This is a genomic window from Anabaenopsis sp. FSS-46, assembly GCF_029891665.1.
GTDB classification, from domain to species: Bacteria; Cyanobacteriota; Cyanobacteriia; order Cyanobacteriales; family Nostocaceae; genus Anabaenopsis; species Anabaenopsis arnoldii.
The window spans coordinates 43,517-56,009 of sequence record NZ_JANQDG010000080.1 but is presented as its reverse complement, the minus strand read 5'-3'; the positions used below and the strand labels follow the sequence as shown (position 1 = coordinate 56,009).

General features: G+C 42.1%; 11 protein-coding genes. 6 read left to right on the top strand and 5 right to left on the bottom strand.

Going from position 1 to position 12,493, the window contains the following annotated elements:
• Nucleotides 1-82: 82 nt before the first annotated feature.
• Both NWP21_RS09340 and NWP21_RS09335 read left to right on the top strand, forming a co-directional pair.
• On the top strand, nucleotides 83-1,606 hold the full coding sequence (locus NWP21_RS09340; RefSeq protein ID WP_280792479.1) for an AAA family ATPase: 1,524 nt from the start codon (nucleotides 83-85) through the stop codon (nucleotides 1,604-1,606).
• Nucleotides 1,607-1,712: 106 nt separating this feature from the next.
• The gene (locus NWP21_RS09335) at nucleotides 1,713-2,171 is read left to right on the top strand and encodes an SH3 domain-containing protein (RefSeq protein ID WP_280792478.1); all 459 of its coding nucleotides are present in this window, start codon (nucleotides 1,713-1,715) and stop codon (nucleotides 2,169-2,171) included.
• A gap of 96 nt (nucleotides 2,172-2,267) precedes the next feature.
• Here the strand turns inward: NWP21_RS09335 and NWP21_RS09330 are convergent, their stop codons facing one another.
• Nucleotides 2,268-5,294: an SMC family ATPase gene (locus NWP21_RS09330; protein WP_280792477.1), complete on the bottom strand. Its 3,027-nt coding sequence runs from the start codon at nucleotides 5,292-5,294 to the stop codon at nucleotides 2,268-2,270.
• A 592-nt stretch (nucleotides 5,295-5,886) separates the two neighbouring features.
• Between NWP21_RS09330 and NWP21_RS09325 the strand changes: the two genes are divergently transcribed.
• Nucleotides 5,887-6,570 (top strand): conjugal transfer protein TrbI, encoded by a 684-nt coding sequence (locus NWP21_RS09325; RefSeq protein ID WP_280792476.1) that lies wholly within the window; start codon nucleotides 5,887-5,889, stop codon nucleotides 6,568-6,570.
• 278 nt (nucleotides 6,571-6,848) lie between these two features.
• On the opposite strand, the gene NWP21_RS09320 is transcribed toward NWP21_RS09325, so the two are convergent.
• Nucleotides 6,849-8,189 (bottom strand): HAMP domain-containing sensor histidine kinase, encoded by a 1,341-nt coding sequence (locus NWP21_RS09320; protein ID WP_280792475.1) that lies wholly within the window; start codon nucleotides 8,187-8,189, stop codon nucleotides 6,849-6,851.
• A 265-nt stretch (nucleotides 8,190-8,454) separates the two neighbouring features.
• Here NWP21_RS09320 and NWP21_RS09315 point away from each other — a divergent pair, with 265 nt between their 5' ends.
• Nucleotides 8,455-8,772 (top strand): DUF3155 domain-containing protein, encoded by a 318-nt coding sequence (locus NWP21_RS09315; protein WP_271731621.1) that lies wholly within the window; start codon nucleotides 8,455-8,457, stop codon nucleotides 8,770-8,772.
• A gap of 371 nt (nucleotides 8,773-9,143) precedes the next feature.
• On the opposite strand, the gene NWP21_RS09310 is transcribed toward NWP21_RS09315, so the two are convergent.
• Nucleotides 9,144-9,677 (bottom strand): cofactor assembly of complex C subunit B, encoded by a 534-nt coding sequence (locus NWP21_RS09310; RefSeq protein WP_280792474.1) that lies wholly within the window; start codon nucleotides 9,675-9,677, stop codon nucleotides 9,144-9,146.
• Between the two features lie 53 nt (nucleotides 9,678-9,730).
• Nucleotides 9,731-10,081: a PadR family transcriptional regulator gene (locus NWP21_RS09305; RefSeq protein WP_271731624.1), complete on the bottom strand. Its 351-nt coding sequence runs from the start codon at nucleotides 10,079-10,081 to the stop codon at nucleotides 9,731-9,733.
• Between the two features lie 355 nt (nucleotides 10,082-10,436).
• Here NWP21_RS09305 and NWP21_RS09300 point away from each other — a divergent pair, with 355 nt between their 5' ends.
• Both NWP21_RS09300 and NWP21_RS09295 read left to right on the top strand, forming a co-directional pair.
• Nucleotides 10,437-11,135: a ComF family protein gene (locus NWP21_RS09300; RefSeq protein ID WP_271731626.1), complete on the top strand. Its 699-nt coding sequence runs from the start codon at nucleotides 10,437-10,439 to the stop codon at nucleotides 11,133-11,135.
• A gap of 54 nt (nucleotides 11,136-11,189) precedes the next feature.
• Nucleotides 11,190-11,648: a PPC domain-containing protein gene (locus NWP21_RS09295; RefSeq protein ID WP_280792473.1), complete on the top strand. Its 459-nt coding sequence runs from the start codon at nucleotides 11,190-11,192 to the stop codon at nucleotides 11,646-11,648.
• A 10-nt stretch (nucleotides 11,649-11,658) separates the two neighbouring features.
• On the opposite strand, the gene cobS is transcribed toward NWP21_RS09295, so the two are convergent.
• Nucleotides 11,659-12,429, bottom strand: coding sequence for an adenosylcobinamide-GDP ribazoletransferase (cobS, locus tag NWP21_RS09290; RefSeq protein WP_280792472.1), 771 nt, complete (start codon nucleotides 12,427-12,429; stop codon nucleotides 11,659-11,661).
• Nucleotides 12,430-12,493: the final 64 nt, after the last annotated feature.

Genomic DNA, 12,493 nt, shown 5'->3' with positions numbered 1-12,493 from the left:
TTATTAGTTTAACCATTGATCAATACACCCGGTTTCTGAGAGCCGGGTTTTTTAAATAAATATTTTTAAGTTTTGAAAAATTATGAACTTTCGTGAAGAATTTAAATTGTTGCTACGCGCCCGCTACCCTTTGATTTATATCCCCACTTATGAAGAGGAACGGGTAGAAGCCGCAATCCGGGAAGAAGCTGCAAACCAAGGAAACCGTCCTGTATACACCTGGGATTTTGTGGATGGCTACCAGGGAAACCCCAATGATACAGGGTTTGGCAAGCGTAACCCGTTGCAAGCTTTGGAATTTGTGGAAAAGTTGCCAGCTTCTGCCCCTGCTGTCTTGATTTTACGTGATTATCATCGATTTTTAGATGATGTGGCGATCGCCCGCAAACTTCGCAACTTAGCTAAACTCCTGAAGTCCCAACCGAAAAATCTGGTATTGCTGTCGCCGCGGGTTGCTATTCCTGACGATTTAACCGAAGTTCTCACGGTGGTGGAGTTTCCTTTACCCGCAGCGCCGGAAATTAAAGCTGAGGTGGAAAGGTTAGTACAAAGCACTGGTAATAATTCCCTATCGGTGAAAGTTATCGATGACTTGGTGCGTTCCTGTCAAGGTCTGTCCATGGAACGGATACGGCGGGTTTTGGCGCGAGCCATCGCATCCCATGGAGAATTACAACCAGAGGATGTAGACTTAGTTTTAGAGGAAAAGCGCCAAACTATCCGCCAAACCCAAATCCTGGACTTTTACCCAGCCACTGAGCAAATTTCTGATATAGGGGGACTAGATAACCTCAAAGATTGGTTACTGCGTCGGGGTGGCTCGTTTACTGATAAGGCGCGACAGTACGGATTACCCCACCCTCGTGGTTTAATGTTGTTAGGTATTCAAGGAACAGGTAAATCTTTAACAGCAAAAGCGATCGCCCATCACTGGCATTTACCCCTGTTACGTTTAGATGTAGGACGCTTATTTGGTGGTTTAGTGGGTGAGTCAGAATCACGGACTCGCCAAATGATTCAGGTAGCAGAAGCCCTCGCCCCCTGTGTATTGTGGATTGATGAGATTGATAAGGCTTTTTCCGGACTGGGTAGTAAAGGTGATGCAGGTACTACTAGCCGTGTGTTTGGTACTTTTATTACCTGGTTAGCTGAAAAAACTTCGCCTGTGTTTGTTGTTTCCACTGCTAATGATATCCAAGCCCTACCCCCGGAAATGTTGCGTAAAGGGCGATTTGATGAAATTTTCTTTGTGGGTTTACCTACTCAAGATGAAAGAAAAGCAATTTTTAACGTTCATTTATCCCGACTGCGCCCCCATAAAATCAAAGGTTACGATGTGGAGAGATTAGCTTATGAAACGCCGGATTTTTCAGGAGCCGAAATTGAGCAAACTTTGATTGAAGCCATGCACATTGGATTTAGTCAAAACCGCGATTTTACTACTGATGATATTCTGGAAGCTGCGAGCCAGATTATACCCCTGGCGCGAACGGCTGTGGAGCAAATTCAACAATTACAAGAATGGGCTGCATCTGGGAGGGCTCGTTTAGCCTCGAAACACAATCCTTTGAGTGATACTTTGTCTTCGAGACGCTACCGCGAATAGTAAGCCGGGTTCACACATTCGGCGACAGCTATGATAATTAGTCAATAGTCGGTATTTAATCTTAAATGACTATTGACTATTGATTACTGGTGATGAGGTGATAAGGATGCTTTCTAATTTACTTAAGTTGATACTCGGCTTTGTCATGGCGATCGCTATTTTAATCGGTAGCGGTGTTACCGTTGCATTTTATTTCATTAATCGAAATTTAATCTCCCCGCCTAAACCTATTTTTGCAAATGACGGTACGTCTTTACCACAAGAAGCTCCTCAAACAACTGAGGTAAATATTATATCCACCCCTGAACCAACTCCCCCGGAAACTCCCCCGGAAACTCCCACGGAAACATTACCACCGGGGGCTTACCGAGGCCGTGTGATATGGACTGAAGGCTTAAGTGTGCGAGCTGAACCAACGTTGGATGCTCCCCGTGTGGCTGGGGTGGGGGTGAATGAAGAACTGATTATCTTGGAAGAAAGCCAGGATAAAAGATGGCAAAAAATTCGCACTCAAAGCCAACAGGAAGGTTGGGTAAGAATAGGTAATACGGAACGAATTGATTAATTTATCATGAAAATGCTGAAAACCGCGGCAGAAACAGCAACGTAGTTAGGTTTCTCGTACTTTAGGCACAGGGGTGTGGGCAGAACTTTTTCAGAGTTAAATTGATAAGCTTACCTGGGAACCTTGCTGAGTTTTATTCACCTCAATGCGGGCTTGAAAAGCTTCTTTAAGATGGGGCATATGGGTAACTGTGAGGATACAGGCAAAATCAGAGGCGATAGTATTAATGGAGGCAATTAGGCGATCGCATCCTTCGGCATCCTGTGTACCAAAGCCTTCATCTATAATTAATAATTGCAACGCTGCACCAGCCCTCTGTGCCAGTAATTTTGCTAGGGCTAAACGGATAGCAAAGTTAATTCTAAACGCTTCGCCACCGGAGTAAGTCTCATAGGCTCGTGTTCCCCTGGAATCGGCTATTAAAATATCTAAGGTATCAATCAGCTTGGCGCTTTTCTTCTTGGCGTTACTACTCCGCCCAGCTTTTTGAGTAATAAATTGTACGTGCAATTGATTAGCACTCAACCGCGATAACAGTTGATTGGTCTCAGCTTCCAGTTGAGGTAAGACGTTCTCAATCATCATTGCTTGGATACCATTTTTACCAAATGCTTGCGCCAATTCCTGATAAACTCGTTGTTGCTGCTTACAAGTTTGTAATTCCTGCTGTTGTTCCTCATACTGGGTTTGCAGGTTTGCCAATTGTAACATCACCTGTTCTAAACGCCCCAGATGTGATATATAATCATCAAGCTCTCGTCGGCGTGTGTGAATTTTCTGCTCTAAAGCGTTGATTTGCTCCGTGGGATTGGCTGATTGCTCTAACTGTTCGGTAATATTTGCAATTTGGGTCAGGAGTTTTTCCCGTTCTTGCAATCTTTCCCTCCTAGAAGCGTCTAAATCCTGCCATCGTTGCTGGAGTTGGGGATGCTGCTGCTGGGCTGATAAAAGTTGCTGATAACGCAATTGCCAAGATTGAGCTTGGCGTAAAGCTTGGCGCAGGCTGTTATGTTGCTCTGAACTGTAACCGATTTCGGCAATCTGACGCTCAAGTTGAGAAATTTGTTTCGCACAGTCAGAATCAGTTTTATCCTGCTGGATTTTAGTTTGTAATTGGGCAATATTCCCTTGTAATTCTGGTTTGCGGGCGGCTATTTGCGCCTGTCGCTTGGCTGCGTCTTTAATTTGCCCTTGTTTAATTTCTGCCCACCGCCACCGCTCTACTTCACTGCGAGCCAGAGCGTGGTCTTGCTCATTATAATTCAGTTGTTGTAAATATTCATCTAATTGTCGCAGTTCCGCCTGTTGATCTGGGGCGTAATCACCCACTTCCAGCGATCGCTCTAAATGCCGCCTTTCAGTAGCTAATTGTTGTAATTCTTGCTCAGTGTCCTTAATAGATTGCAGTTGTGCAGCTAACTGACCTCTTTGTTCTCGTAGATTATCATAAGGGGACAATTTATGATGTATTTCCCGATATTCCTGTCTGAGTAGTTGAATTTCTCGATCTGATACTGCCTTTTGTTCCCGGAATACCCACAACTGGTCTTCAGTATCCTTGTAGTCATCTTTAGTTTTATCTACGACACGATTCCAGTGATGTTCATCTAAAGGACGCTCACACAAGGGACAAATTGCATCAGGGGTGCGGAGCATTTGCAATTTTTGCTCCAACTCCCCCAATAATCTTTCATATTCCCGTTCTTGAGCTTGTAGACGTTCCATAAAGTGCCGTCTTTCCTGTCCTTTTTCCTGTACTCGTTGCAGGTAAACTTTATCTTTCTCCATTTGGGAAATCTGGGTTTCTAAGTCTCTGGCCGCTTGTTGTAGTTGCTGTTGACGTTGTGAGGAGCTTTTTAGTTGGTTTTCTCTAGCTTGTAACTGTTCTAGACGTGCTACAACCCCCGCATGAACTTTATCCAGTTGAGTTTGCAGGTTTTGCCGTTGTTGTAACAAAGGAGAAACTTGCATTTGCAGTTGATCTAATTGAGTTAAACGCCGACGGGCGGATATCAGTTGTGCTAAAGCAGCTTCTACTTCAGCAGATTTATGAAGAGTTTCCTGAATTTCTCGCTCTTGGGGTTCTAAGGCTACTAATTGTCCTTCAACTTGTTGTAGTTCCCTTTCTAGTTCGTGAATTTGGCTAGTTAGTTGCTGTTGCTTTTGTTGCAGCAGTGCCGTTGCACGGGTGTATTCTTGAAACTTAGTTGCTAAGGCTTCTTCTTGCAACTCCAGATTTTGATAGTGCCTAAAGCCGTTATGTATTTCAGGTTCCTGATTTAATATTGCTTCTAAATCTGATAGCTGAGTTTGAATTGCTGATTGTTCCTGTTGCAGTCGATCGCTATCTTGAGTTAAATTTTGCTGTTGTTGCCTATAAAAATTAAGTTGTTGCTCCCAATTTTGGCGCTGATGCTGGACAAGTTGCAAACTTTGTAATTGAATCTTCTCAAAGGCCTGAACCTGTTGCAGTTGGTTGAGTTGCGTTTCCAATTCTGCTTTTTGGGCTGCGGTTACTTCCCGTTGTTGCAGCTGAATTTGACTTGACTCCAGAGTACGCTCTAACTCCTCAGCCCTACCTTTAAACTGGCGAGATGCATCTTTTGCTCTTTCTTCGAGTTGATCATATTGATTGAGTTTTAATAACTCTGCTAAAATTTCCTTGCGTTCACTGGGACGCTTGATCATAAATTCATCAGCACGACCTTGACGCAGGTAGGCAGAATTAATAAACGTATCATAATCAAGCTTGATGTGTTGTAAAATCAAGTCCTGGGTTGCTCTGACACCTTTACCAGTTAGGGCGCGAAACCCAGAAGTTGTTTCAATTTGAAATTCTAGGACACCACTAGCACCCCTAACTCTTGTGCGAATCACCCGATATTTTTGCTGGTTACATTGAAAAATATAATCCACCCGAACTTCTTTCGCCCCTGAATGAATCACATCATCTTCAACACCAGCGCGGCTTTCACCCCAAATTGCCCATGTGATTGCTTCTAACAGAGAAGACTTACCGGCACCATTAGAACCACAAATACAAGCCGTATGCAAACCGCTAAAATCTAAACTTGCATCACGGTAACTGAGAAAGTTTTTGAGGATAAGTTGTACTGGAATCATTGAGGCTACAGCACCACATCTAAGTGTTTTCCTATTTGGCAGTACAGATGCACTATTTGATAGTTTAGCTATGTGCTTCTTACTATTGTAGTATTTAAGTCCGTAATTTTACTAAACTTAACAATATGATGACGCAATTTTTCATATTAGGCAAATTATTTTGCTAATTTTACCTAAAAGAAAATCATCCTGCTTGTGGGAGTTGTATTGATATGGTTTGAACATTTTCCTTTACCAAATCTTAATCAATCTTTTTTATCTGGTGAGCAAGAATGTCAGATGCATATTTACAAGCATTTCATCTGCGCTATGCAAGGGGGGACTTTCCTCGCCACTGCACAAGATTGATCATATGAGGATGTGTATTCTATTTACTTGAAGAGTGCTGCAATTGGTGAGTTATCTATTGCCATAGCATCATTTTCACCTGTCCCTAGTATCAAAAGTGCTAGCTGCAACAATATGAAAAACTTCTGGCTTAAGTTTTTTTTGTTTGAATATATAACTATAGTCACATTAAAACACAACCAGAAACAATCATAATCAATAGCCCGTCAGATCATACAGCACACACATTAAGCACAAGCATATTATGAATACTCTTCACCAATGGAAATATCACACCGCTGCACTCGTAGCAATGGCAATTACTAGTACTGTTACTCCGATGATGGCCTTTACTCCTGCTAATGCCCAGTATACTATTGGGCAAACCAGAACGGTAACAATTCCAGGTAACGCTAACGTGAGTCTTCCTGTCACACACGAAAAAGAAAGAGTTGTTGTGGTTCGTGGGGAAATATTGAACCTGACATTGAAAATATCAAATGACATCATCGATAATCGCAGAAATATCTTAATTCCCAGAAACACTGAAGTTGTAGGACAGCTAGAACCCGTATATTTCGATAACAGAAGCAGAAACAATGACAATATTAGGGGTGTGAGGTTCGTGGCCAGGGAGTTAGTCTTTACTGATGGCCGTCCTAAGCAATTAATTAATGCTTCCTCTCAGATAATTACCAGAACTGAAACAATTAGTAAAAATGATAGCAGTAAAGTATTAACAGATGCTGCTATTGGGGCTGGTGCAGCTACTGCAATTTCACTAATTACAGGAAACCGCAGAGTTGAAGTTTTAGAACCTATCGGGGGTGCTGCTGCTGGTGCTTTAGCTAGTGTATTGCTACGGAAACAACAAGTTGAAGCATTCGTTTTAAGACCCGAACAAGATTTGACGCTGCGACTTAATTCTAATTTAGTCATAAACCTGTAATCAGATTGACTATATTTGATCTGTGAGTTTAATTATTTCCCATGAGCGATAGCCAGTGCAAATATATATGGCAGGCGATCGCTTTATTTTTAGCTGCTATAAAGCCTTTTTCAGGCTCATGAAGTAAACACCAATTCCCTATTCCCTATTCCCTAAAGAACAAATGATAGTTAATATTGTCAGGATTAAAAATCAACATTTCAGGAACTTTTAATGACGCAAATTGTCTGAATACCTAGGAGAAAAACTGAAATTTAGGGCATTAATCGGTGAGATAATCATTGGCGATTAGTGATTGGTAACCAAATTATAAATGTAGTGCCCGGTGTATGGGGTGAAACCAGACTCGAGTTAATTGCAGGGCTGAAAATTTCCATTTCGCCCTCCATTTGTTCTATTAATTGTTTGGCGATCGCTAGTCCCAAACCACTACCAGGAATTTCACTTTGGGCTTGCACTCCCCGATAATGGCGTTCTCCCAAATGGGCTAGGTCTTGTGGTGGAATTCCTGCGCCGGTATTACTAATAGCGATTCCCTGAAAATTAGGTTTTTCTTGCCCTAATTGAATGACTATTTTGCCACCATGAGGAGTGTATTTTAGAGCATTATCAATAATATTGCTGAATACTTCTGGTAATGCTTTGACGTTAGCCTTTACCGGGGGCAAGTGGGCGGGAATTTCGGTTATGAGTTCTAGATGACGCTCCTGTGCTATTGCTTGAGCTGATACCAATAATGGTGTTAATAAGTCAACTACAAAGCAATCAATGTTTTTCTCTCCTATTCCTGGCAATAAGAGTACGGGTTTGGGTTGTTTTTCGACAGTTGCTTCCACAAATACTTCGTTTTCAGGCAATGACAAGGGGGCGAAATTACCCTCTGACCAATCAATTACTTGCTCGAACTGTCGCAGTAATTCTTCGAGGCGATCGCTTTCCCTGACAATATTAGTTCCTACGTCTCGGTTGGGATCACCTGGACGCAGGCGTTTTAATAGCAGTTTGCCGAAGGTGCGCAAGGCGGTCAATGGGTTACGAAACTGGTGTAGTAGGTTATCAAGCAAATCTCGCTGCTGTGCTTGCAGAATTTGTTGTTGATGTAGCTGATGCTGTAACCAGGCTCGACGTTGGTCTAGGAAACACGCGATGGCTATGGTTTGCAGGATTTTTTCAATTTCGCTTTGTTCGTGTTGATTCCAGTCCCTATCTTCTCTACCTGTAATCAATAGACCCATCATCACACCTTGATGAATCAGAGGTAGGACAATTTGGTGTTCACTGAGTCGAGATTCCTCGTGTAAATTTGCTTTTTGTGCATCTGCTTTCCTTGTCTCGTCTAATGAAATCCTTGATCCTGTACCCTCTGGCAATAACTTACCCTGTTGGTCATGTCTGACCAAAACATCGCCAAGTCTTGCTCCCGTCATTTCTTTCCCTCGAGGTAATACTGCAGTCTCCGGGTAAACCACCACAGGAATGAGTTTCGCTTTACCAGCAGGAGCATCTACCAGTTCTTCTGTTAGATAAACAACACATAATGATGCTCCCAGCCCTTCGGCTAGCAGTGCTATTTGCTCTCGGCATAGAGCAACAAAATCTGAACTGGCAGACATTAACATTTTTTTAGCTTTTGCTCAGGATTACAGAATTTCAGGGAAGATAGAAAAGCATTGCTTTATTTTTTATCCCTCTTTAAATAAAGCTTAACTAAATCTTTTGGGTGAGGGGTTGCACCAGGGAATTATATGCTTTACAAATTTCATGTTTTACTTCTGTGTATCGAAACTTTAAAAACTCTTGATATTTTAAACTAGAACTTATATAATTGCCACTGATTTTGTAGCTATAACTACAATCTATAGCTTGAAAGAGGAGGAAAATACTTTGGCTAGAAGACGGAAGCGGAAAAGTCGTCGTCGTCAAGAAGGACGACGGATTCTAGAACACGTGCCTCAATATAGCATTGAAAGTGGCGAAGAAAAACCTGTCACAGCAGCAAGAAAATTTATTCAAGCTGAAGGCATTGCCCCACCCGCATTGCTACTTGTCAAGCGAAATGAGCATACCACAGACCGTTATTTCTGGGCAGAGAAGGGGCTGTTTGGTGCTCAATACGTAGAAGAAAACCATTTCTTGTTTCCCAGCCTGCGGTCATTAGAATCTCCGACAGGTGTGGAGCCAGCGGCTGTGGCTAGCCGCTGAATTCTTCATGGTTGTCTTTAGATTTGGAATGTGAGTTACGTCAATCATTTAACTGGTAAAGTGGTTCAGTTTATGAAAAATTTTCGTTTTTTTTTAGTTTCTGACTAAGTTGCTAGTACATCGATATGGAGTCCAGTTAATTCGACTGTATGGAGAAATTAACTTCGGCTCAAACATTGGTTTGTATAGGTTTGTTTCTATTCAAATGCTCTACAGGAGAGTGAGATAGAGCAAAACACATCCCCTGAGACTTGAGTCGCCTTCTCCTGCAATGGATTGCCGAAGAGGCTCTGTAACCGGATATAATCCTTTCCCTGCGCTCCAATTTCGTAGGGAAGTATATCCCGGTTAGGTTTTCCTACTTGCTGTGATCAATCAGCGGATTCTAACTGTAAAGCCCTCTGGAACTCCATGAGTTCATCTCGATGGGCAATTATAGTTAGTTTACTTATAAACCCTAGTTTATCCTGGGTTGCTTCTTCTATGCGCAAGGATACCTTCTCAATTCTTCCAGCTTTTTGCCAATAAAATACACCGCTTAAAGGTGACAATAGTAGCAATCCCAGAAACCAATTGCCAAAGTTCGGAAAAAGTAGCGACAAAACCAATGCTAGACAAGCCATACCAGCAGATGCTAACAGCGTTAAAAACAGGGCTAAAAATAAGCTGGGTTGAACAAAACCTTCGAAAATCACTTGATTCTTTTCTCTATCTATGGCGACTACTTGGTAAGAACGCTGGCGAAAATACTCCTTAACTTTCGGCATTAAAGCAGCTTCGTCTTGTTCAGATACAAGTTCTGCTTTTGTTGTGCGGTCTTTGGTTGAGGCCCGAATAAAGAAAAATAGACCCACGGATAACAACAAAGTGAGCAAGAGCGTAGATGGCACAATTGCATTATTCATAACTAAAATTATTATTGTTTTCATAGGATGAGACTGAATTTATGAGCAAATATTCATGAATTTTTCCTTTCCTTTATGTAATCTTGCCAAAGATGGGCCAACTTTTGCGACTGTTCTTGCCATTGTGGAGAAAGTTCGTACATCCTTCTGGGCCTTCCTCGCCCGTCGAGTTTCTTCCAATACCCAGTAATAGCCTTTTCGTCTTCGAGAAATTTGATCGCACTATAAAGTACGGTATCCGAAAGTCGATAGTCTGGGTATTCAGTTTCTAGTCGCTGGATCAATTCAGTGCCATAGGATTCATGTTGTATTAAAACGTACAAAATGTAACAAACTGCTAGTTCCTGACAGAGATAAGCTGGCGGAGGATCCTCAAAGAATTGATATATATCCTCAAGTTTCATGGTTTAGTGAATGGCTAAAAAATGCCTGATAATAGTGATATCTACAGTCCTGGTAGACAGTATATAGTGCTACTGGCAACCTTGGCAGGGTTTTTCAAGCTTAAACATTACAGACCTTACTCACGTAGCTGAATTCGTGAGAGGATTGTGTAAGTTTTGGGAGCGTCAAATAATATGTTCCTACTCAAGTTATCAGTCTTGTGGACATGGACTGGTCACTTTCCTAGTGTTAAGTGATGCCACACTGGTTATAACTCCTCAAGCATAAAATGCCATGAAATAAATTTTACAAGTAAAATTATACTTTGTCTGTAAAAGTTAACCATATCAAAGTCTAAGTTCTCCCATTCTGGAAATGCCAACCTGGAAGCAAAATTTTAACAACTTTCTCAACCTGTTTCTCCAATCAAGTTGTCTTTTATGCCAAAGAACGACATCTGGAGAATTTTGCCCCTATTGTATTAAGCAACTTAAAAACTGCCAGCACGGGGATCCTGCTGCTTTATGGCAACAAGCAATACCTGTATTTGGTTGGGGAGTCTATGGCGGTATTGTCAAACGGGCGATCGCGGTGATGAAATATGAAAATCAACCCCAAATTGCCCGTCCGTTAGGTCAATGGTTAGGGGAAGCATGGTTGTTATCAAATGTATCGAAAAGTAAACCACGCCCTGTAGTCGTCCCCATACCACTCCATCCCAATAAGCAAAAAAAACGCGGTTATAACCAAGCTGCACTCATAGCTGAAAGTTTCTGTCAAACAACTGGGTTAAAATTGCTAGCCAATGGTTTAAAAAGAGTGCAGGAAACTGAGGCACAATTTGGGTTATCAGCATCGCAACGAGAAAGTAACTTAGCGTCAGCATTTAGCGTTGGGAGAGAATTACACAGTCGTCGTATAAATGTCCCCATATTGTTAGTTGACGATATTTATACCACTGGTGCCACCCTCAGGTCTGCTGTGCAAACACTCAATCAGGATGGTATTCCTGTCTTAGGTTTAGCCGCTGTTACTACTGCGGTCAAAGACAAATACCTCAAAGTTGATAGGTAAAGTTACTTTCATCCATCTATCCTAAATGTGGCGACCTGTTTTGTGAGAACACTAATGATTAGTAAAGCTTTTCTGGTGGGTTTAAGAGAACTAATGATGATTCCTACCACCTTGTTGGTCATGGGCATAAATACAACTGTGGGATATGCTCAAAACGGATTGTATAATCCTATTCCTATAACTCCCAGTACTGAACTGTCCGATACCCTTTCAGAAAAAGATATCCCCACGGGACAAGGTGGCTTTGGCCGGGATTATATAGTCAACCTGAATAAGGGTGATAAGCTAGTGATTGATTTGAATTCTGAGAGTTTTGATACCGTCATTACACTCTTGGGACCTAATGGAGCCACAGTGGCGGAAAATGATGATGGACCTGATGGTACTACCAATTCCTTACTGTTTACCCGCATTCAGGAAACAGGAAAGTATATTATCCGCGTCCGCTCCTTTGGGGAAACTGGGGTGGGACTTTTTGAACTGAAGGTAACAAAACTGCAAGCGGTGAAGTAATTAAAAAATCTTAAAAAATGGTGAGAACACAGAGAAATAAGGCTTCTGTCCACTCAACTACCGCGCCATAAGTATCTCCTGTGTGTCCGCCTAATTGATAATGGAACCATAAACCGGTCAGGAGAGCGATCGCACTTCCCACCCCGCTCATACTGAGGGCAAAAAATAGATACTGGCTATGGAATAACGTCATTAACACACTCAAGCTCAAGAGTAAAAACAGTCCTGGTAATAAATCGGGATATGAACGAATGGCTTGTTTGTGAAATGCGCCTTTACCAGTGGGTTTGAGGTAAGGATACCGGGCGATGGCGAGTTGTTGTCCCCAGCGTCCCCATCCACAAGCTGCCATCAGCAGTAGGCAACGGTGGTCTAAAATATCCGTTAAAGCTGTGGTTTTGAGTAATATTACTGCCATAGCTGCCATAGCCCCAAAAGCCCCTGTAGCGCTGTCTGTCATCACCTCTAAGCGTTTTTCCGGGTTAGCCACCGCTAAACCATCAGCAGTATCCATAGCCCCATCTAAGTGCAATCCTCCAGTTATAGCAATCCAGATAACCACTACTAAAGCGCTACGAGTTAGCAATGGTATCCCCAGATAATTCATCGCGGTATCACATAGCCCTAAAATACCGCCAATCATCACCCCTACCAGGGGGGCAAAATACGCTGCTCTGCGGAAGTCTAGCCCATTGACATAAGGTAGAGGAATAGCAGTATAAAAAGTAATACTGGCAAATACATGAAAGAATAATCTTTTCCACCACTGAGGTTGATACATTTTGATATCGCCTAAATACTGTTTTAATGCACCAGTTAACTATTACCGAAGTTCAATCAAAAAA

Bases quoted from the DNA above. Each gene is read 5' to 3' on its own strand.
- NWP21_RS09325 (WP_280792476.1), top strand. From the start codon at position 5,887: ATGAATACTCTTCACCAATGGAAATATCACACCGCTGCACTCGTAGCA.
- NWP21_RS09340 (WP_280792479.1), top strand. From the start codon at position 83: ATGAACTTTCGTGAAGAATTTAAATTGTTGCTACGCGCCCGCTACCCT.
- NWP21_RS09305 (WP_271731624.1), bottom strand. From the start codon at position 10,081: ATGAAACTTGAGGATATATATCAATTCTTTGAGGATCCTCCGCCAGCT.
- NWP21_RS09295 (WP_280792473.1), top strand. From the start codon at position 11,190: ATGATTAGTAAAGCTTTTCTGGTGGGTTTAAGAGAACTAATGATGATT.
- NWP21_RS09310 (WP_280792474.1), bottom strand. From the start codon at position 9,677: ATGAATAATGCAATTGTGCCATCTACGCTCTTGCTCACTTTGTTGTTA.
- NWP21_RS09300 (WP_271731626.1), top strand. From the start codon at position 10,437: ATGCCAACCTGGAAGCAAAATTTTAACAACTTTCTCAACCTGTTTCTC.
- NWP21_RS09320 (WP_280792475.1), bottom strand. From the start codon at position 8,189: ATGTTAATGTCTGCCAGTTCAGATTTTGTTGCTCTATGCCGAGAGCAA.
- NWP21_RS09330 (WP_280792477.1), bottom strand. From the start codon at position 5,294: ATGATTCCAGTACAACTTATCCTCAAAAACTTTCTCAGTTACCGTGAT.
- cobS (WP_280792472.1), bottom strand. From the start codon at position 12,429: ATGTATCAACCTCAGTGGTGGAAAAGATTATTCTTTCATGTATTTGCC.
- NWP21_RS09335 (WP_280792478.1), top strand. From the start codon at position 1,713: ATGCTTTCTAATTTACTTAAGTTGATACTCGGCTTTGTCATGGCGATC.